19 protein-coding genes are annotated in these 21,121 nt (G+C 34.3%); 12 read left to right on the forward strand and 7 right to left on the reverse strand.

Going from position 1 to position 21,121, the window contains the following annotated elements:
• The first annotated feature begins 503 nt into the window (after window positions 1–503).
• From TY16_RS10580 to TY16_RS10595, 4 genes are all read left to right on the forward strand, one after another.
• Entirely contained in the window at window positions 504–848 is a 345-nt protein-coding gene (locus tag TY16_RS10580) for a PadR family transcriptional regulator (RefSeq protein WP_043931875.1), read from the forward strand.
• Entirely contained in the window at window positions 835–1,545 is a 711-nt protein-coding gene (locus TY16_RS25195; protein WP_052342677.1) for a permease prefix domain 1-containing protein, read from the forward strand. The genes TY16_RS10580 and TY16_RS25195 overlap by 14 nt, the downstream gene beginning before the upstream one ends.
• Window positions 1,546–1,847: 302 nt before the next feature.
• Window positions 1,848–3,245 carry a M28 family peptidase gene (locus tag TY16_RS10590; RefSeq protein WP_043931877.1) on the forward strand — a complete coding sequence of 466 codons (1,398 nt, stop codon included), beginning with the start codon at window positions 1,848–1,850 and terminating at the stop codon, window positions 3,243–3,245.
• A gap of 318 nt (window positions 3,246–3,563) precedes the next feature.
• Entirely contained in the window at window positions 3,564–3,755 is a 192-nt protein-coding gene (locus TY16_RS10595; protein ID WP_043931878.1) for a hypothetical protein, read from the forward strand.
• 65 nt (window positions 3,756–3,820) lie between these two features.
• Here TY16_RS10595 and TY16_RS10600 read toward each other — a convergent pair whose 3' ends face one another.
• Window positions 3,821–4,243: a hypothetical protein gene (locus TY16_RS10600; protein ID WP_043931879.1), complete on the reverse strand. Its 423-nt coding sequence runs from the start codon at window positions 4,241–4,243 to the stop codon at window positions 3,821–3,823.
• 221 nt (window positions 4,244–4,464) lie between these two features.
• Between TY16_RS10600 and TY16_RS26555 the strand changes: the two genes are divergently transcribed.
• From TY16_RS26555 to TY16_RS10625, 7 genes are all read left to right on the forward strand, one after another.
• Window positions 4,465–4,629, forward strand: coding sequence for a hypothetical protein (locus TY16_RS26555; RefSeq protein WP_197028382.1), 165 nt, complete (start codon window positions 4,465–4,467; stop codon window positions 4,627–4,629).
• Between the two features lie 294 nt (window positions 4,630–4,923).
• Window positions 4,924–6,348, forward strand: coding sequence for a dipeptidase (locus TY16_RS10605; RefSeq protein ID WP_043931881.1), 1,425 nt, complete (start codon window positions 4,924–4,926; stop codon window positions 6,346–6,348).
• A 357-nt stretch (window positions 6,349–6,705) separates the two neighbouring features.
• A complete protein-coding gene (locus TY16_RS10610; RefSeq protein WP_043931883.1) occupies window positions 6,706–6,903 on the forward strand; it encodes a hypothetical protein in 198 nt (65 codons plus the stop codon).
• 143 nt (window positions 6,904–7,046) lie between these two features.
• Complete coding sequence (locus TY16_RS10615; RefSeq protein ID WP_043931884.1) at window positions 7,047–8,408, forward strand: DEAD/DEAH box helicase family protein; 1,362 nt, start codon at window positions 7,047–7,049, stop codon at window positions 8,406–8,408.
• Between the two features lie 12 nt (window positions 8,409–8,420).
• On the forward strand, window positions 8,421–8,594 hold the full coding sequence (locus TY16_RS26155) for a hypothetical protein (RefSeq protein ID WP_155922210.1): 174 nt from the start codon (window positions 8,421–8,423) through the stop codon (window positions 8,592–8,594).
• Window position 8,595: 1 nt separating this feature from the next.
• The gene (locus TY16_RS10620) at window positions 8,596–10,587 is read left to right on the forward strand and encodes an AAA family ATPase (RefSeq protein WP_043931885.1); all 1,992 of its coding nucleotides are present in this window, start codon (window positions 8,596–8,598) and stop codon (window positions 10,585–10,587) included.
• Window positions 10,588–11,043 carry a DNA phosphorothioation-associated protein 4 gene (locus tag TY16_RS10625; protein ID WP_043931886.1) on the forward strand — a complete coding sequence of 152 codons (456 nt, stop codon included), beginning with the start codon at window positions 10,588–10,590 and terminating at the stop codon, window positions 11,041–11,043.
• A 32-nt stretch (window positions 11,044–11,075) separates the two neighbouring features.
• Here the strand turns inward: TY16_RS10625 and TY16_RS10630 are convergent, their stop codons facing one another.
• The 6 genes from TY16_RS10630 to dndB all read right to left on the reverse strand — a co-directional run bounded on the left by TY16_RS10630 (window position 11,076) and on the right by dndB (window position 18,623).
• A complete protein-coding gene (locus tag TY16_RS10630) occupies window positions 11,076–12,323 on the reverse strand; it encodes a CopG family transcriptional regulator (RefSeq protein ID WP_043931887.1) in 1,248 nt (415 codons plus the stop codon).
• A 105-nt stretch (window positions 12,324–12,428) separates the two neighbouring features.
• Window positions 12,429–13,547: a cysteine desulfurase family protein gene (locus TY16_RS10635; protein ID WP_043934650.1), complete on the reverse strand. Its 1,119-nt coding sequence runs from the start codon at window positions 13,545–13,547 to the stop codon at window positions 12,429–12,431.
• Window positions 13,548–13,556: 9 nt separating this feature from the next.
• On the reverse strand, window positions 13,557–13,928 hold the full coding sequence (gene dndE / locus TY16_RS10640) for a DNA sulfur modification protein DndE (RefSeq protein ID WP_043931889.1): 372 nt from the start codon (window positions 13,926–13,928) through the stop codon (window positions 13,557–13,559).
• A complete protein-coding gene (gene dndD / locus TY16_RS10645; RefSeq protein WP_043931890.1) occupies window positions 13,925–15,913 on the reverse strand; it encodes a DNA sulfur modification protein DndD in 1,989 nt (662 codons plus the stop codon). Before dndD ends, dndE begins: the two co-directional genes overlap by 4 nt.
• An 18-nt stretch (window positions 15,914–15,931) precedes the next feature.
• Entirely contained in the window at window positions 15,932–17,524 is a 1,593-nt protein-coding gene (dndC, locus tag TY16_RS10650) for a DNA phosphorothioation system sulfurtransferase DndC (RefSeq protein ID WP_043931891.1), read from the reverse strand.
• A 1-nt stretch (window position 17,525) separates the two neighbouring features.
• On the reverse strand, window positions 17,526–18,623 hold the full coding sequence (dndB, locus tag TY16_RS10655) for a DNA sulfur modification protein DndB (RefSeq protein ID WP_043931892.1): 1,098 nt from the start codon (window positions 18,621–18,623) through the stop codon (window positions 17,526–17,528).
• 184 nt (window positions 18,624–18,807) lie between these two features.
• Between dndB and dptF the strand changes: the two genes are divergently transcribed.
• A complete protein-coding gene (gene dptF / locus TY16_RS10660) occupies window positions 18,808–21,117 on the forward strand; it encodes a DNA phosphorothioation-dependent restriction protein DptF (protein ID WP_231505597.1) in 2,310 nt (769 codons plus the stop codon).
• Window positions 21,118–21,121: the final 4 nt, after the last annotated feature.

A 21,121-nucleotide genomic window follows, 5' to 3' on the forward strand; every position in this document is an offset into this window, starting at 1 on the left:
TATCTTTCGAGCAACTGTAGCTCTAGAAAGATAGGCTTTTTATTACGCTGTTCTATTTCTTAGCAGGTACATGAAAAATAGAGCTGCACCAATTAAAAGAGTTGTGATTCCAATAGCATGCATGTTATAGAGTGGTCCGAAAATATGTTTATGAAGAAACAAGAATAGGGTTTTTTCCTCGAAAAGGTGTTTAGTGGAACAAACGGGTTAAGAGAGCAGTAGTTCCTTCCACAAAATGGATTTATGATGGAAGTGCGGACTATGAGGAGAGCGTCTATTCCAAGAATAATTCAATTTTTGAGTTTGAATTGGAATGGGAAGTTCAAGAAAAAACAATATGGGAGAACAGTTTTTGAATTAAAGCCGGAATAATTGTGCCATGTCTCAGCACGTTTTCGATAGGAAACGGAACCCGTTAGGGATATTCCACTCCCTTTTATAATACAATATACCTTGTAACACAAAGTATAATGTGTTATATTTCCAGTGTGGAGGTGTAGATTTTGGAAATTCGAAAAGAATGGCTTAAAGGATACATAGATGTAATTATTTTAAGTTTGCTAGTTGACGAAGACCTTTACGGTTATGAAATGAGCAAGAAAATGAAAGAAGTAAGTGGAAATACTTTTGTACTAAAGGAGGGAACCTTGTATCCGGCACTCAAGAGATTGGAAACGAAATTGTTAATCGAAGGGTATTGGACTGATTCAGAGGGTGCAGCGCGAAGGAAATATTACCGAATAACAAGTACCGGCATTGAAGAGTTTAAAAGCAGCCAAAATGAATGGCTTGTCTTGAAGAACATTTTACAGTCTTTTTTGGAGGGGAATGATCATGGAAAGAATTAATCAATTTTTGGATGAATTATATAAGGAATCTTCCTTAAGCCTTCGAGAAAAGGAAGAAATGAAAGAAGAAATGCGGACACACCTGCTTGAGCATATTGAAGAAGCAAAAAGTAAGGGATTGACTGAAGATGAAGCTGTTTCAGAAGCATTAGAGCAATTTGGAGGAGAAGCAGACATATTTGAAGCTGGAACTAAACATAAGAAAAGTAAACTGAAAGACAAATGGTTTATTGCTACATTGGTATTATTTTGTTTATCTTTTATACTGGTTGGTTTTGCTTGGGGAGTAGAGAAAGTTAATGAGCAACAAAGACAGTATTTTTACAATAATATCGAAGGAGCGCTCTTTTTTGGCAATAAGCCAATTGTTGAAACACTCGAGACAGATGTTAATCGAGCGATAGAAAATGGAACGATTAAAAATATAGTCATTACAATAGGAACACATCCATCATCGCATGTTCTTTTTAAAACGATTGGAACAGAGGGATTTCCCCAAGATGATTCTGCTTTTATTGAAACGATAGAAGAGCGAATTCCAATGATACATCCGAACACAGAAGATACGTATCTTGTTACCAGTTCATATAACGTCGTTCGTTTTTATTGGGTCATTCAGCTAGCATCGGTATTCTTTATTAGTTCTTTGATTTTATATAGTTATAGGTTACTTAAAACAAGCAAAGATTGCGATTAAAATTGAACTTGGAGAAGTAGATGTAATTAGCAGCTAAAATAGGCTAGGCTAATCACTACTAACGTAAGAATATAGTTACAGCAAAATCTTTCATATTCATTACGCTCAGAGAACTGAGCGTTTTTTCTTTTTCTGTTACTAAAGCCATATGAATCTTATGTTTTATTGTTTTACATGGTGGGAATAACCTTAAACGAGTCTTTAGACCCACAATAAAATAGGAGTAAACTAACTATTAAATATATTTTGAATATTATATTATTTGAGTGTTGGACCAATTTTACTATTTTAGGAGGAGTTCTATGAAGAAAAAGCCTTTGATTCCCTTTGCTTTAGCAGCAGGTCTCGCATTTAGTACATTTGCAGTGGTTCCGGTCGATGCAAAGCCTGCAGGGTCGCAGCAAGTTCAGTCATTTCACTTAGACAACAAGGTTCTGAACAAAATCAACGTTGATAATATCTACAACAATATCGAGTATTTATCCAGAACACCACGTGTTGCCGGTACAGAGGCCGAACAGAAAGCGATTCAATACGTCAAACAGCAATTCGAGTCCTATGGCTACAAAACAGAACTTCAGGAATTCAGCTTCTATGGATATACCGCTCCACATACTGTCCAGCTCCTAGTGGATGGTTTTTCTAACCTTGAACCTAAATCCTTTACATACGGACTCGACGGGAATGTAACCGGTGAACTGGTGTATGCAGGTTTAGGACAAGCGTCGGAACTAGCAAACCTTGATTTGACTGGAAAAATTGCATTAATCCAGCGCGGCAGTATTTCGTTTGCTGAAAAAGTATTGAATGCTGCAGCCAAGGGGGCAGCTGGTGTTATTATTTATAACAATACAACGGGAGTCGTGAATGGAACACTTGGTGCTCCAAATGATAACTATGTACCTGTAGTATCACTCACACAGGAAGCCGGAGAAGCTCTACTTGCTGCCGTTAATAGCGGAACGAAACCTTCTGCAACAATTAATATTGAAGGGGCAGAGGGTGGAATACGCAAATCCCATAACGTAATCGCTACAAAAGCGCCTACAAATAAAAATAAAGCAGTAAATGAAATTCTTGCCCTTGGCGCACACCATGATTCAGTCCAGGGAGCACCAGGTGCAAACGACGATGCTTCCGGAACCTCAATGGTACTTGAACTGGCTCGAGTTTTAAAGGATCTGCCAACAGACAGGGAAATCCGCTTCATCACGTTTGGCGCTGAAGAACTTGGCTTGATTGGTTCCCGCTATTACGCAAGTCAGCTGACAGCGGATGAAAAAGAACGCTTTACTGGATACTTCAATATGGACATGGTAGGAAGCCGTGATGCAGGCAACCTGGTTATAAACACAGTTGATGGAAAAAGTAATATTGTCTCCGACATGTCACAGGCTTCTAGTACACGATTAAACGGTCAGTCAACACCGATTGAACTGGGTGGAAGCAGCGACCATGTTGCATTCCATGAGGTAGGAATCGCATCAGCATCATTCATCCATCGCCCACTCGAGCCATGGTACCACACTCCGGAAGATACAATTGATAAAATCAGCAAAGAAAAGCTTCAGGATGTAGCTGAAATCATTGGCACAGCGGTTTATGATATTGTCAGTCCGGACAACCAGGGACCAAAAGCCAAAAAAGGCAAAGAACAAAAAGTCCCGCAACAACTCTATCATGAGCAGGCAATTCAATAACATACTATGATAACCAGGAGCTTCCTTTTAGGAGCTCCTGGTTTTTATTTGAACAGACACTTCTATAGGTGAACGGGATTTGAAGCCTCGATCATGAGTTATATTGTCAAAGCAATTGGCAATGATTTAGGAAACGCAGATGAAGTGATTCATTTAAACGGCCGTTTGGTGCTTATACCAGTAATCTGCAATTGAATCCTGGGCAAACGCAACATTATTTCCATTATCTAAAATGTTCATCATATTTCCATTCCCGAGTGGCACATTGATGAAATCAACAAGGCGTTCGACCTGATCACCTATAACGGTGCAAACATTATGAGAGTGAACGATGAGTATGGTATCGAAGCAGGGAAACCAGCTAACTTTATCATTTTAGATGCACATGATGCATATGAAGCAATTCGTGAACGTGCAGAAGTACTTGCTTCCATCCGCAATGGTGAATATCTGTTTAAACGCGAACCACGAAAAAATGACATTGAGACAGATTTCCTAAAACAATCATAAGATTAATATACGAATTTAAATGAAAGAAGCCAGGAGCCCCGAACATACGGACTTCTGGCTATTTATTAATAACCTACTATTGGCAATAATACGGTTTTAAGACCTTCTTCATGTTCTTTTGCTAATCTCCCATAGCCTTCTGATTCTTCACTGCTGAGCAATGTTGCAGTTCCATTATCAACAAACCATATTTGATACTCATATAGCCTTTCAGGCATATTCTTATCCTCTTCATAAAAGAAGGTCATGACATAATCAGCTTTTGAAGCTTGTTTCATTTCCGCATTTGGATTCCATTTTACCTTACCAAAAGATTGCCTAATGTTTTCAAGTTTCCCCTCTTCAAAAATCAGCGCAACATCCTCATATACTCCAGTTTCATTCAACTTTTGGACATCGATTCTGGTTAGTAGTTTTTGTTTTTCTGAACAAGCAGTAAGTAGCAATAGAAAAAATAATAGCAGGGTCAAATTTAATTTATAATTCACTGATATACCTCCTTATTGGTTCACCTCTGTTTTGTTAATAATTAGACGTATAACACCCCTTACCTGCTACAACATTCCCTAAATTAAATATGGATAAAGCCCGGAGCATTAAAGTAATGCCGGGTTTTCATTATGCTTTCCTTTTTTTGATTAATAACTTCAGAGTATACTATAGTAATTAAGGGATGCATAAAGCCAAATATCTAAAAGGGGGGACTTTCATGAGATGCGGTACAAAATGCTTTAAGGTTGAATTGGAAGTCCAAGGAGAGATACTAACGAAAACTATTGCAGCAAGGACTCCAATTGATGCCAGGAAAACGATAAGGATGGAATATGGTGCAGATGCAAAGATTCTCATCGTCAAAGAAGAAAGGAAGCAATAAAACAAAAATGTTGTTTCTTTTAATAGAGCATGCTTACAAGCCAACCTTTCCTTTGTGAAGGGCGTTTTTTTATAGGCAGAAAAGCATGATTCAATAGTAGAGCCTTATGCTCAATCAGAACTTTAAGCAAAGGACTAAATTCCTGTTTATTCCATATTGTTTGACATCTGAATATTCTGAACTTAGAATCGAACTAGTAAAGATCTTTACTTTCATACTTAATCTCTCAATTATAAGCAGGCTGCTTGTACAACTGTATTAGAAAGAATTTATCGGTGAAATAGGAGGTTCTATATGAAAAGGTTCTTTTATGTGGCTTTGATATCGCTATTGACTCTGTCTGCCATTTTCTCGGCAGGCTATGCTGCAAACGCAAAACAGCTTTCTGCACGGGACATCCATTTTAATGCAACAGTGGTAGACAGCCATAACGATACAATGATGAAAGCCGTCAATCCTACCACATGGCTTCCTGAAACCGACATCAGAGGCAACACCGACTTCCACATTGACATTCCAAAGCTGCAAGCGGGAGGGCTGAACGTTCCTTTTTTCGCAGCTTATACATCCGGGTATTATGGAAATAATCCCCGTAGCATCAGCAGGACCTTGGCTCTAATCAATGCTCTTTATTGGACGGAAGAGCGAAATTCGGATGTTCTTGAAATCACTACATCTCTCAAGGAAATTGAAAAGGTAAGGAGAGACGGGAAGATCGCTGCTGTGCCTACAGTAGAAGGCGCCTATTCCCTGGAAGAGCACAATGCCATTGAATTGCTTCACCAATATTATGATCTTGGAATCAGAGCGCTCGGGTTTACCTGGAATTATTCCAACGCGTTAGGGGAAGGTGCCAACAGGGTGTATGGAGATACCACCAGGACACCATCCCCGGCAGGTTTAACAGAGCTTGGAAAAGAAGTAGCGCAGGAAATGAACAAACTGGGGATGCTTATCGATGTATCCCATCTATCAGAAGCTTCATTCTGGGATGTAATTGAGGTTTCAAAAGCACCAATTATGGCAACCCATTCAGGTGCATCCTCATTAAGGGAACACGCACGCAACCTGACAGATGAACAACTGAAAGCTCTTGCTGAGAATGGTGGGGTTGTCGGAGTGGTCTTCTATCCTGATTTCCTGAAATACGGCTATCCAACCGAAAAAGTCTATATTAAGGATTATGTCGACCATATCGAGCATGCAGTAAAAGTGGCCGGAATTGACCATGTAGCCCTCGGATCCGATTTTGACGGCGGACCGCTTCCTACTGACATAAAAGACGCCTCCGAGCTATACAAAGTAACAGAAGAATTAGTCCGTCGCGGTTATTCCCAGCAGGACATTGAAAAATTACTCGGGAAAAACACACTGCGCCTTCTAAAAGATGTCGAAAAGGCAGCAGAGCATACTCCTGCAGAAGCTGGCCAGGGACTGACCATTACACCAGCATTAAAAATGGGTGAGACAGTTCCAAGCAATACACCGCTTTTAACTGCCAAACTGGAAAGAATAAATGGCGCACCGATCGATGCTAGCAGCCTGCGGGTGATTGTGGACGGAATTCCTTACAGTCCAGAATTTAATAAGGAAACATCGACCATCTCCCTCCAGCTAAAAGAACCATTGAAAGAAAAATTCCATGTGGTAACGTTTGAAGCCGCCAATACAGCTGGGAAAATCGAAAAAGAAACGAGAATCTTCTATATTAATCAGTAACGCGACAGAAGTACCCTTCAGCTATTTTTCTCGGAGCTGCCAGGGTACTTTTCTCTTTGCTTCTTTTCAATCATCATGATGGCAGACTGACAGGAGCATACGTAAAAGATGATAAGTTCGTGAAAATCGATAATGAAAAGGACAGAATACTTACAATACATTTAAATGAGACATCGAGAAGATTGTTATATAAAATGCTTTAAGTCACTAAACTTTAAGCATTTTTGCTAATTTACTTACCCGATTACTTGTTAATTCTAATGGGAATTGGTAATCAAAAGTCATTTTAATTATATATATTTGGATAAAAAGGGAAAGCTAGAAGAAACATAAGCCATCTTTAGTGGAGGTAAACACATGGATTCAAATAAAAACAAGTTAACATCGGTAGGAACAGATATTGAGGAAGTAAAACGCCTAAATGCCCAGTCGGGTTTATCCTATAACGAGGTAAAGGAGCTTCTTACACAAACAGGCGGGCAGGGCACGGCGATGTATAGCAATACGGATGTTGAAGAGGTAAGACGGAAAATTGAACAGCAAGGTCAAGAATAATTGAGATGTTAGGTACAACCTATATGTTAGTCCCAATTTGGATAAAGCCAAAGAAATTAAAGGAGCTAAAAAACTTTATAGTAAATTTAGGTGAAGAATATGTATAATTATTGGTAGATAATAAAATGAAATGAGGAGGTTTTATGGTTTTTACTCCTAAAATCCCATCAGAAATTGAACTGAGAGAGTATCAAAAGGAAGCGATTAGAAGTTGGTTTAGGAATGAAGGTAAAGGCTTACTTGAAATGGCGACTGGTACAGGAAAAACAATAACTGCAATTAGTGCTGCCGTAAAATTAGGTGAGGTAACAAATAGGTTAGCAGTTATAATAGTATGTCCATACACTCACTTAGTTGATCAATGGGTCAAAGACCTTAAATGGTTTGGCATGTCTCCAATAGTAGGTTATCAATCCAGATCGCTATGGGAAAATGCATTACATAATGAGGTCGTTGCTTTTAATAGTAAGATTACAGACCATTTTTGTTTAATAAGTACTGTTGCTACGTTTGGTACCGAAACCATGCAGTCATTATTGAGAAGTTTGAGAGGAGAAGTTCTTTTTATAGCTGATGAAGCTCACCATCTTGGCGCACAAAAAAACCGAGAGAAATTAATCGAATCTTTTCCATATCGATTAGCCCTTTCTGCTACACCAAATAGATGGCATGATGAAGAGGGGACAGAAGAACTGCTCTCATATTTTGGTGGAAAAGTAGTATTTGAATTTGGATTAAGAAATGCCATTGGGGAATTCTTAACAGAATATTATTATTATCCTCATTTAGTATATCTTGATGAAGATGAGAGTGAATATTACCACGAAGTGACAAAGAAGATTGCTAGAATGTCTATTTTTCTAGAAAAAAACGATGACAATGAATCAATGCAAACTCTATTAATTGAGAGGGCAAGAATTATTAGTAGGGCTCGAGATAAACTTCGAGTACTTAAAAATCTAATGAGTGAAAGAACAGATTCAAAGTATAACATAGTGTATTGTGGCGATAGTAAAACTGATGGAGAAAGGCAAATTGATGCAGCTATTAAAATGCTTGGTGACGACTTAAACATGAAAGTTCATTCATTTACATCAAGAGAGGATAAACAATCTCGTCTTGAACTTCTTAAAAGGTTTGAATTAGGTGAACTTCAAGCTTTAGTAGCAATCAAATGTTTAGATGAAGGTGTTGATGTCCCTGCAACCCAAACAGCATACATAATTGCAAGCAGTACAAATCCTCGTGAATTTATTCAACGAAGAGGCAGGGTGTTACGTAAACATGAAAATAAAAAATATTCATATATTCACGATTTTATCGTTGTACCACGAAAATTAGAAGAAATTGAATTAGTTGACCCAGCTATTTTTAATATTGAGAGAAGGTTATTAAAGAGGGAATTAGAACGGTTTATAGAATTTGCCGATTTGGCTCTAAATGGACCAACTGCTCACGAAAAAATTAGCCAAATAAAAAAAGCTTATAACCTATTAGATGTTTAAGGAGATAATATAATGAGTGGAGAAAAAGAACAAGTTCAAAGTATATTGGCAAATCTTCCAGAAGATTTTGCTTTTATTCTGAAAGAAATACTTGAGGCAGAAAAGGAAATATTACATAGAAAAAATTTACAAGGTACTAATATTGTCGGAACAATCATGGACATTGTGAAAGACAGGGTGAAGTAAGATGCTATTAGAAAAAATTACTTTAATAAATTTTAGGCAGTATTATAATAAGCAAACAATAGAGTTTTCTAAATCTACAAGTAGAAATGTAACCGTTATCCATGGGGAAAATGGATCAGGAAAAACAGCACTCTTGAATGCATTTAGCTGGTGTTTTTATAATAAAATCGATTTGCCAAATTCAAAGTTCATAATTAATGAACATGCAATTAAACATGCGAAACCCAATCAGGAAATAGAGTGCTCCGTAACTATAGATTTTATAGATCTAGAAAAACACTATTCTCTTACTAGAAAAATTGTTGCTAAAAAATCTTTCGGTGAACAGGTTACTTATGGAGAACCAGAAGTATACTTGGAATTTAAACAAGATGGAAACTCTATAATTATTTCTAATCCAACTAATGAAATAAATAGGATACTTCCAGAGAATCTTAGAACTTACTTCTTTTTCGATGGAGAAAGAATAGACAATTTATCAAAAGAAAACAGTAATAGCGAAATTAAGAACGCTATAAAAAATATAATGGGTTTGGAAATATTGGAGAGGGCAATAAAACACACTAGTGATGCAAGTACTAAATTTAGAAGTGAACTTAAAAATTATGGTGATTCAAAAACAATACATCTTATTGAGGAAATAGAAAAATATGAAATTAATAAAGCAAAACTGGATACACGTAAGGAAGAAATTTTATCAAACCTCGAATTAGTTAAGAATCAGGTTCGGGAAGTTGAAACAAAGTTAAAATTTGTAGAAGGGGCTCAACTGCTTCAAAATGAGAAAATTGAAAAAGAGGGAGAACTAGAAACAACTCGTAGCGAATTAAAAAAATTGTCTAAACAAATTCGCGAATATGTTAGTAAATACGGGTACTTAGCTTTTATTTCTTCTCCAATTAATACTTCAGAAACCATTCTTTCTAATAAAGAAACAGATGGGTTTGGCATGACAGGAATAAGATCATCAGAATTTATTGATGAAATCATTAACCGTGGCATTTGTATTTGTGGTACAGAAATTAAAAACGAGCCAAAGCATGTAAATCACCTTTTAAAAATTAAAGAGCATCTTCCACCTAAAAGTATGGACAGTGCAATAATAAATTTTAAATCGGGGATAAAAATTACTAGGGATGCAAGAACCAAGTTTTATGACGGACTAAGAGATTTAAAACAAAAGGAAAATCGACTTCTAAACACTGAACGAAAATTGACGGAAGAAATTGCAGAAATAAAAATTAAATTGAATGAAAAAGATTCAGAGGAAATTACTGGCCTTATGAATAAGCTTGAAAAACTAGATGAGACCCGTACCCAACTTGATAGAGAACTCGGTGGAATCATTAGAGAAATTAAAGAAACAGAAACTAGATTAACCGAAACAGAAAAAGAACAAAAGAAAATAAACCTTATTGCCGAGAAAGGTCAGTTGGCCAACAGAAGGATTCAAGCATGTCAGACTTTAGTTCAAACCATGGAATCCATATATAAAATACGGGAAAAGTTAGTTAGAGAACAATTACAAGAAAGAATAACAGGAGTGTACCGTCAGTTTTTGAGAAAAGGATACGAAATAAAACTTTCTCCGCAGTACGAGTTAAATGTACTCAATCAGAATAATTCTCGTGTAGGAATGTCTCAAGGAGAACGTCAAATAACAAGTTTATCTTTTATTGGAGCCATTGTTGACCTTGCTCGTGAACAATTTAATAAAAACAATAATAGTACGTTTGAAGAAGGAGGAATATACCCTCTTGTAATGGACTCACCTTTTGGGGCTCTCGATTCAGACCATAGGGAAAGAATTGCTCGCGGGATACCAAAACTATCGGAACAAATAGTAGTAATTGTTTCAACCTCGCAATGGAGAGGTGAGGTGGAATCCCAAATGAAAGAAATTATAGGAAAAGAATATCATTTAAAATACAATGATCCTCGTATTAATAAGGAACAACCATATGAATTCACAGAAGTAATGGAGGTAAAATAATTGTATAGGAGAATAAAACGCCCAAAGGAACAAGAAAAATTTTATTCAGAGCTTACTGACCTTAGTGAATTTGGTATTTTTACTTCCTACAAGGACGTATTTATGGCAGCAGGAGTTCTAGGGTTTTTAGAACGTAAAAAGAAAGAGGTTACAACATCTTTAGAGGGAATACATTGGAATGTTTTTAATCTTGAAACGGATGAGGCTGTAATAAATGCTGTTGCATTAAGTGAAAGTGGAAATCCCAACTTAGTTAATATTGACGAAGATTCTTTTGAAGAAAAAATAACTATCTTTGAAGAGTACGCAGCAGGAGGTTTAGAGATCCTGTATAAAAAAGTAATGGATGATCCAAAAAGGGCATTAAATTTATACATTGAACTGCTTTTTTCATTGGAGGTAGAAACAACTGCTAAAGATAGAAATTTAAAGGATATAGCAGATCTCTTGTTTTAAATTTAGGGGCGGGGTGTATCCCGACCCTGTTTTTATTTTAAAAATTGAGTAAGTGCTTTACTTATTATTCTAGACTTACTTACATCTTCTTCTTCAGCTTTGTCATCAACTAAAATAAGTAGTTCTTTGGGAAGATACACTGAAACCTTGACAATTTCATTCATGTCACCTGTTTTATTTTGATTAAACATCTGCCATTCTTTGATTATTTTCCGTAGGCTTTCAATCTCTTCTGTAGAGAGCTCTTCGGTATATTTCTCAATTATTTCTAGATTTTTTGATTCCGTAATCCCGCTTTTATTCAAATTAATATCAGTTTCATTTTTATTTATAGTTAAATTATAATCCTTAGAGATAATATCCGATGTAGGATTAGGTTTACCTATATTATTGGAATCAGCAATTACTTCTTGCTCATATCTAAAGCCGCTATTTTTCAGCTCTTTTTCAATGATTTTAATATTCAATCCCTTTTTGCGAAGGTCATTTAATGTAGTTTTCCCGGCACAAAGATCACTAGCAAGCTTTTCTAAAATGACTATTCTTTTTTTATTTGTCCATTTAAGAAAGAGTGGATCAAATCTATATTCATATTGTTTTAATAAAAGCCTAAGCGATGCTGCGTCAGTTTTATATTTTTGAACAACATGTTTCATTGATAATCCACTATTTAATTCTTTGACAATTTCTTTAATATTATTTTCATTGATTTTGTACTTCATCTCTATAGGATTATTATCATGTTCCAAAAGCCCACTTGGTAACCACTTTTTTGACTTTTCATTATAACTATACCTATACTGATTAAGAAGCTGTTCTATTTTATTTACAAAATGATATCGATCCTTAAAATTTTTTACAAATAATGATGATATGTCATATAATGTAAAGTTAGAATTTAGATAGTGTTCAACGATGTAGTTTAATATCTCTTCCTCAGTTAATTTAGACCAGCGATTCAAAAACATATAATAGTGGTAGCCGTTTTTTATCAAATCCAAGGAAGAAGTGTCATTGTTTAATAAGAAAAGATCTTCATCCAACTTTATTTTACTCTCAATTGTATTAGTAGTATGCAGAGATTTTGTCCAATTATTTTGAGAAAAAAAGTAATTATTCTTTTTTAAAGTTTTTTCCATATCATTTTCATCAAAGTCATATAGAGATGCTACATGTTGAAAATCATATCCTTTATTCAGTAATGCAATTAATTCTTCGCATAACTTTTCTTCATTGGTTGTTGTTTTTATATAGGAATTTATTTCATTAAGTATATCCATATAAACACCCCCATTTATGTGCTCTCAGTAATTATAATTCAATTAATATGATATTTAAAATTATTAAATAGAAATCTGTATAAAAAAAGAGAGAAAATATCTCTCTTATAACTTGTAGAAAATATTAAGTTCATCTTTATTAATATAACTTGATAAAGAAAATCTTATAGTCGACCTAACTTGATCAATCGTAAAACCTATGGAAGATAAAACGTGAGAGGGTTTACTTGAACTACAAGCTGATCCAGTAGAGGCAGCAATTGTTGGTGCAAGTGCTTTTACTAATAACTCATTATTAACTTCTTTGAATAATACACTAACGATTCCAGGAATTTTATTTAAAGAGTCATTATTAAAAGAAATATTGTCTCCAAATTTCTCTTTTAATATAGAAGTTAGGTACAGTTCAAGTTCAGTAATCTTATCAATGTTCTGTTTTAGATTTTTGATCGATATTTCCGCAGCCTTCCCCATTCCAACAATATTATGAACCGCCAGGGTACCACTTCTAATACCTTGCTCCTGACCGCCGCCATGAAGCAGGGGAGTAATCTTTGTTAATATTCCATATTTGTCTTGGCGAATAAACGTAGCACCAATTCCTTTTGGTCCATGGAACTTATGTGCTGAACAAGATAGGAATGTTACTCCAGGTAAAGAGGAAAGAGAGAAGTCAACTTTCCCAACAATTTGTGTTGCATCAGTATGAAGAAAAACGTTCTTCTCATTACAAACTTCAGCTATTTTCTCCATATCATTTAATGAACCAAGTTCATTATTGCCCCATATAATTGAGACAAGAATAGTACTTTCTTTAATCTCTTTAACTAAAGCTTCAGTACTTATTCTTCCATATTTATCAACATCAAGATATGTAACTTCATATCCTTTTTGTTCTAAGTATTTACAAGTTTCTAGAACAGATGGGTGTTCTACTTTTGAAGTAATAATATGATTCCCTTTATTAGAGTACTCTTCTGCAACGCCCTTAATTATCATATTGTTGCTCTCCGTTGAACCGCTTGTAAAGATAATTTCGGATTCAGAACAACCAAGTAAAAAAGCAAGGTTAACTCTTGCTTCTTTTACTGCTTTTTTAGCATTCTCGGCTACTGAATAGTATTTACTCGATGGGTTGCCAAACTCCTCCATAAGGTAGGGGAGCATAGCATTTTTCACTTCTGGATGGACAGGTGTGGTGGCACTATTGTCTAAATAAAGCATAAAAATCACCTAATCTTCCATTTTAATTAAATTTAGTAATAGCTTTTCATAATTTCCTGCATGTCTATATTCATTTTCGAGTAAAACAATTCCTCTTTCAATATGGGCATTAAAGAGATCAGGAAAATATTCTTCATCAGAAACATGACGTTTAGCATGTTGTCTAATAAGTGCTTTGTAAACATAATCATTTTCACCAGTCATTGCATTCCGATGAATCTCTAAACCACTTTTATCTTCCACCAGCTCAGGAGAAGAAGGGTCACGTAATGATAGCGAAAAAGCTAGCCTGGATAAAATATTCCAGGTTAATCCTGTTGCTGCCTGGAGTGAAACCAACTTTTCACCAGTTTCTTTGGAGGTTTTTAAACGGAAGTTCATAAATTAGCCTCCATTCGTTGAAACGGAAAATAACGATCCATTATAAAAGTCTCTTTCCTTTCAACATTAAAATTAAGGACATATTCTTTGGCAATATGTTCTTTTAATAAATTGTAATGTTGTTCATCAATTTCAGTATCAGTTGAGAGGATGATAGCTTGCCTACCACTATTAGGTATAAATTCTTTTAATACTCCAGCCTTATGAGTTTTATCAAGCCGACCTAAAAGTGTATCGAAAATAAAAGGTACTTTTCGTCCTGAGCACTTAAATATTGCCCATATTAACGAAATAAGAAGTATTTCTTTTTCACCAGCAGAAAGGGTTGTTTTTTCTATGTGTTCTTTTTGTGAATCTAAAAGTATTACGTTATACGTATCACTATCAATTAGAATAGTTGAAACATAATTATGTTTCCTAAAAATCCTTTTAAGCATAGATGTTGCCTCAATTTGAACCTGCTGAAGCTTCTTCTTTAACTGAACCTCTCTAAAGCGTCGGCTAAATGCAATTATTTTTTGAGATTCAAAGAAGGAACTTTTGGTTTTTTCACTTTCCTTCAACAAGCTGTGAATTTTCTCTATTGCTGTTAAAGTATCATTTAACTGTTGGTTGGCGGTTTCTATTTCTGCTTTCAAGTTCTGAATTTGGATATTTAATTCAGATAAAGTTTTTTGATGGGATTCAAGCTTTATCAACATTTCACTAAACTCGGTTGTTGAATCATTGATCTTTATCTTTGTTCTTAACTCCTGAAGTTCTAAAAGAAGTACTTTATTTTCTTCAATTAATCCTAAAATTTTGGTGTAAGACTCATTAGTTAGCATAGAAATAATATTTCCAACGTGACTGCTTTCAGCAGGAGAAGCACCATGAATTTGAATAATTTCATTTTCAGGTTTAACTAAATCTAACATATGAGCTTTTAATTTACTTTTACTAATTTGATCCGTAGCACCTGAAATAGATATTAATACCTGTTCCAATTTAGTATCAGTAAGCTTTGAATCAAGCTGCTTAAATATTAAAAGGGCTTCTTCAGCGTGGATTTGATCCTTTGTTTCATTTAATAGTTTTTTACCCAAAAAGAAGGGGAGAAGATTAGAAATAAACTCCTTAACCTTATCCATATTCTGTTTTCTGGTATTCTCAATTTTATTAATTTTAGTTAAGAGTTCATCTCTCTCTTTTTTAACTAGCCCGCCGTAACTTTCAAAATCATTTTTAATGACAAGAAATTCATCTTCAATTTCTTGTTTTTTTATAGAAAAAGTATCTAGTTTCCTCTTTAATGAAAGCAATATATTTTTTTGTTCTCTTTCCCTTTGATTTAATTCAAACAATTCCTTTTCAGAGGTTTCCATCTTTTTAACATCGAGAGATTGAGACGAATATACTTCAAGGTCGTTCTCCAATGTTTCAAATAAATCTAGGTTAAATACAACTTTAGATAATTTCTTTAGATAATCTGAAAGTAAGTCTTCACTTACAATCCTGGATATTTCTTCACCATCAAAAAGGCATAAATCTAAAAGTTGTGGTGGCATGATTTCCCTCAATCTAGAATTGAACAGTTCCTTATCATAATCTGAAAGATGTTTACCGTTTGATATAACTTCAAAAAATTCTTTAAGATTTTTTGAAGAATTATATTTCCAGTACCTAAAAAGTGTGTATGAAGTCTTCTCAAAATTTTCAACAATCGAGAAATCTAATTTTATTCTAAAATTATTCTCACCGATTCTCTTTGCGTCCATATTAAGAATGCTTTGCACTCTTTTAAAATACTCAGTATTATCATTTTTAAAACCGTAAGCATAAGAACCAAAAAGACCTAGTTTAATAGCGTTTAATAACGTAGTCTTTCCTGATCCATTTTCGCCACCAATTAAGATGACATTTTGTTTTTCATTGGGACGGAAGTCAATAGAGTTATTCCCTCTATATGGACCAATATTTGTTAATTGTATTTCATTAATAATCATTACGAAACCTCTTTTATTTTATAAATGAAGATAATCTTGTTTTAATGCCTTACCAATTTCGTCCATTATTCCTCTTCTAACCTTGTATCCTGAATAGTCTTTCTCAATTGATACAAGTTTTTTTACCACATTAATATCAACTTTAAATTGATCAGCGATTAACTCCAAATCTGAAATCTGTTCCTTATCAAAAAGAGGACGGTCATCCATTTCCCAATTAGCTGAGTAACCCATAATTTGTTCGAAAAGGGAAGGGATCTCATCTTCCCAAACACCATTTTTGAACCAGATTCTCCGGATTGCTTTTAACTCTTCGATACTTATTAATTCGTAGTTGGGATCATCAGGATGTTTTAGGTCTCTTTGAACTTCAAGGAGTTTAATAAGCATTTCTTTACGTGCTTCCATAGTGAAAGGTCCTAATCCAAGTTGGGCGTATTTTGTAGTAACCTGTCCATCAAGGCCTTCTTCATCATATGAAACGAGGATCATGTGTTTTTCCGGAGCACTTAAATCAATATTATGCTTTTCTACATGTTCCTTTAAGTCATCTCTTGGTACTTTTGTGAAATCATCAAATTTTATTCGATTCTTTGCTCTGCCAGATTTCTTCGGAATAATAACCCATTTTACCCCATCAATTTCTTCTATTTTAACTTCCTTAAAATAAATTTGGCCATTCATTCTGTACCGCATTCTTTTAGTACGGTCATCTCGAATACTAGATAACCAATTTCTATAGTCCAATAAAGGTTTCATCCAGTCGTGACCACTTTGAATAAAGCCTGTCAAGGCCTTATCTTCGTTTACAACTGTACACACCCAGCAACCAAATCTGCTGTTACCACAAGAACCAGCACTTTCTTTAATGTTTTTATCAACTACAAGTGGGCATTCACCACTGCTAGAGTCTTGATAAAGCCTATGCAGATCATGGTTGTCATCTCCCCAAGGAGAAGGGTGGTTAAGGAGATAATTCCAAACATCATCAACGGTAAAGTCCCGAATAGGAGCATATACATATGCATTAGATAAAGTCGAGTGTTTCATAAAAATTTTACCATCAACTGTATGAGACCGAATTACATTTCCTCGAGTTGCACTTTCATCTTCTCGAACACCTAAAACCATTATTACTTCACCAAAAGAGGAGACCTTGTCCATGATAAATTGGTTTGCAGGATCAATCTTCAGACGATCTGTACACCATCTAAACTGCTGGTTAGGTGTAGGATAGCCTTTGCCAATGATATTCACCCAGAATGAGTTTTTCACAATAGGTTTAACTTTATGTGTTTCTATCGGTAAATTCCGTTTTAATGCTTCATCTTGTATCCTTCGTAAAGTTTGATTAATAGAATTTATAATTAAAGGAGTTTCAACAAGAGTATCTGAAGAAATAACATAGACCTTTTTATGAAGTTCTTCCTTGTCCATTTCGCTTAATGCTTCAAAAACTAACTGTACAACTACAGTTGAATCTTTTCCACCAGAATACCCTACAACCCAAGGACGGTTGTCCAATTTATAGGCTTTTTTAATTTGCTCTTTTGCATCATCAACAAGAGGTAACTGTTTAGATAATAGATTACTTATTATTCCATCCATCATATTATTTAACTCCTTCAAAAAATTTACCTTCGAGTTCCTGTTCTGATTCAGTTAAAGGTAAACCAATTAATTGTTTGATTCTATTAGAGGTTAGTTGTATTGTATAGGACGTTTTTTGAATTCGTCCGTTTTGGTTAAAAGATCTACCAAGCCAATCTCCGGTATTACTTCTATTCCAATCAATTTTTGATATTTTTTTTATATAATCTTTCCAATTGGTAGGATGATAGTTTCTAAGATAGTTGCCAACCAGCCCAACTGACTCAATAAATACTGCATGACCAACGATATAATTAGCCCTCAAATCCTTAGGGGAGAGTTCTTTATTCAACACCAGGTTCCATTCTACAATAGAATCACACAAAAGTGCCCAAAACTCTCGCAAAAATTCCTCTTCCTCGGTATTTATATCATCACCCTTGGACTTTCCCAATAACTTTAAATTAGTGTTAAAAACATGATTTAATGCTAATATTTTTGGGGAATTTTTGGAAAGTGAGACTCTTTCTTTGTCGGTATATCTACTTAATAAAGGAATAGAAAGAATAATCTCTTTTGTTAAAAGTGCAATCCGATCTCTGTGGTCATATAGAATTCCTATTGAAGACGTTGTATTTACAGCATGTCTATTTAAGTCTGAAAATATCTGTTGTGATTTTTTTAACCCTTCATCGTGGAAAAAGACTACGGATATAGTTTCGTTTCCTAGTTCAGGTGAGATTTTTAATGCTTCCTCAATTGCTGCTCTCCTATGCTGTCCATCATTAATTAGAAACCTGGCATCTAATGCAATTCTTAATTGGCCTAGGTCTCTATAGGAAGGGTCATTATTATAAGGAAGAAACTCAAGTTCACCGTCAACTGAAGCTGTAATCGAAGAAAATACATAGTCATTTTGATTATCTAATATGTAATTCGTAATATCAGGAATTCTTGCTTTATTTAAAATCCTTTGTGCCCTATGTTCTGGAGGAATTTCTTCCTCATCAAATAGAAAGATTTTCGGTATAATTCTCATAGGGCACATTGCGACGAAATAATCTTTACCAGCTTGAATTCCTCTAATTGCAGGGAAATTATAGCTAAATGCTGTGTCCATAGGTTTTTCCTCCGATTACGTACGTATTATAGAGTTATTATATATAATTCAAATCACGTTGACAAGAATATCGAACTGATATTCTCATTTTATTAGCATTATTTTATTGTAATCATTTACAGAGAAGAATTGAAAAAATATATGGTAAAATAGAATTAATGTAAAATTTTTGGAGGGAATTAATTTGACTTTGCACAATGAGTATTTCCTAAGTTTTATAGAGGAAACTTTACCTGCAGCAGCATTAAGTGCAAAAAAGATGGAAGAGCTTATTTTTGATGATCCAAGCAGTTCAATAATAAAGGCAAGGATCTTCGCAGAAGAAATAATAAACGAGGTTTTTAAAATAGAGGAGATTGAAACGCCTTACCAAGCAAAGTTTTATGAGAAAATTAATATTCTTTCTCGTGACGGTTTTATAACACCTGAAATCCAACGTTCATTCGATACAATTCGAATGACAGGTAACAAAGCCGCACATAACGCCGCGTTTAATGATATAACCGATGCGTTTAAACTTCATAAAGAAATGTTTAATATTGGAGTTTGGTTTATGGAGGTTTATTCCTCTGAGCAATTAAAACTTCCTATATACAAAGTTCCCAAGCCACCTAAACAAGAAAATATAGCAGAATTAGTTAACAAACATATTATTGATTTGTTAGGTTCAAATATATTTGATAATTTATCAAAGGGAAAAAATACGGAAGTAAACATTGGTAATACAGGGGAAAAAGAAGAGGATGAACAAGAAGAAAATATAAATATCTCTTCTCCTATTATAACAAAAGACCTTAATTCAGGGGAAAGCTATTTAATTAGAGAATTGAAAAGACTTAAAGAATCATCACAGGAAGCCATCGAAAACGCAAGTCAATTTAGTGATTTTAAAGATTATTTACACGTGGATAGGAAAATTCAAATTGACCTTGAGAATATTTTAGAGAAAAACAAAAATAAGACAGGTCCAAGTTTAATCCTTTTATGTGGCAGTGTAGGGGATGGCAAATCCCACTTATTAGCATATTTAACAAAGAAAAATCCTCAATTAATTGGTGGCTATAAAATTTTTAACGATGCAACAGAGAGCTTTTCACCAAACAAAAATGCATTGGAAACACTAGAAGAAAATTTAAAAGGATTTTCAGACGAATTATTCAATAGCTCAAATGATAAAGTAATTCTGGCAATAAATATGGGGGTATTACATAACTTTATAAATACTGAACATAAACAATATCACTACCAACAGCTTAAGAAATTTGTGGAAGATAGTGAGTTATTTTCACAGAACATTACTACCCATTTTAGTGATAATATTTTTGATCTTTTAAGTTTCGGGGATTATCATTCCTATGAATTAACCGAAAAAGGGACTATATCAACATTTTATTCTGCGTTAATAGAAAAAATCGTTAGTTCAAGTGGAGATAATCCATTTTACCAAGCGTTGTTGGAAGATCAAAACAATAGCGTAGAAACTATGGCGCATCAAAACTACCTATTGCTTCAAAATAAGTTTGTTCAAGAACAAATTGTTCAACTTGTTATACAGACCATTGTAAAAAAGAAACTGGTAATATCAGCAAGAGCGTTCCTGAATTTTATAGCTGACATTTTAATCCCGGATATTTTACATCCAGTTTCTGTTTTAAACGATTTTGATAAATTAAATTATTCATTACCAAATCTTTTATTTAATAGAAAAGAAAGGTCATTTATCTTAGATTCTATTAACAAAATAGATCCTATTCATAAAAGATCTACTATTATCGATGGTTTAATTATTGAATTGAATACTTTGAATGACTGGAATAACCGTTTAGGTGACTATATTAAAGATAAAATTGCTGGTGAATGGCTTCAGCCATTTCTGTCCAAAAGCAATGTAACAGAACATTCATTTACTCTATTTTTTGAATCTTTTATACGTATTACCTATCTTACAAATCAAGATTTTGCAAATAATATTAAAGAAGAAACCTACACAAATTATTTAAAGAATCTATATTATTTTAATTCTGGTGAAAAAAGAAAAATAAAAGCTTTTTATGAGGAAATTAGGTCGGCTCTATTTAAATGGAAGGGAAGTCCTAAAAAGGATTATATTTATTTAGACAAGCCGACGGATAAATATAGACTTGCACAAAAACTTGAACTAAAACCAACTATCGAACATTTAGTTCCTAATATGAATGAAGTTCTAAGTACATTTAAATCTTCTATCCTTTTGGCTTATCACGGTGGAGATTCTAGCGATAAAATCTATTTAGAAATTGATTATCCACTCTACGAGTTACTTGCAAAAGTGCAACAAGGATACCGTCCTAATAAAAAAGATGAAGAGGATGCTATAAAATTTATTGAGTTTATAGAAAAAATTATGAGTTTTGGTGATAAACAGAAAGAACTTCTTATTTATTTTCCTCGTGATAATAGATTCTATACCCTTAAAAGGGACAGCTTTGATGCTTTTGTATTTGAAAGGGAGTAATGGT

Origin of the sequence: Bacillus sp. EB01 (assembly GCF_000613125.1) — a bacterium.
Taxonomy (GTDB): Bacteria; Bacillota; Bacilli; order Bacillales; family Cytobacillaceae; genus Bacillus_D.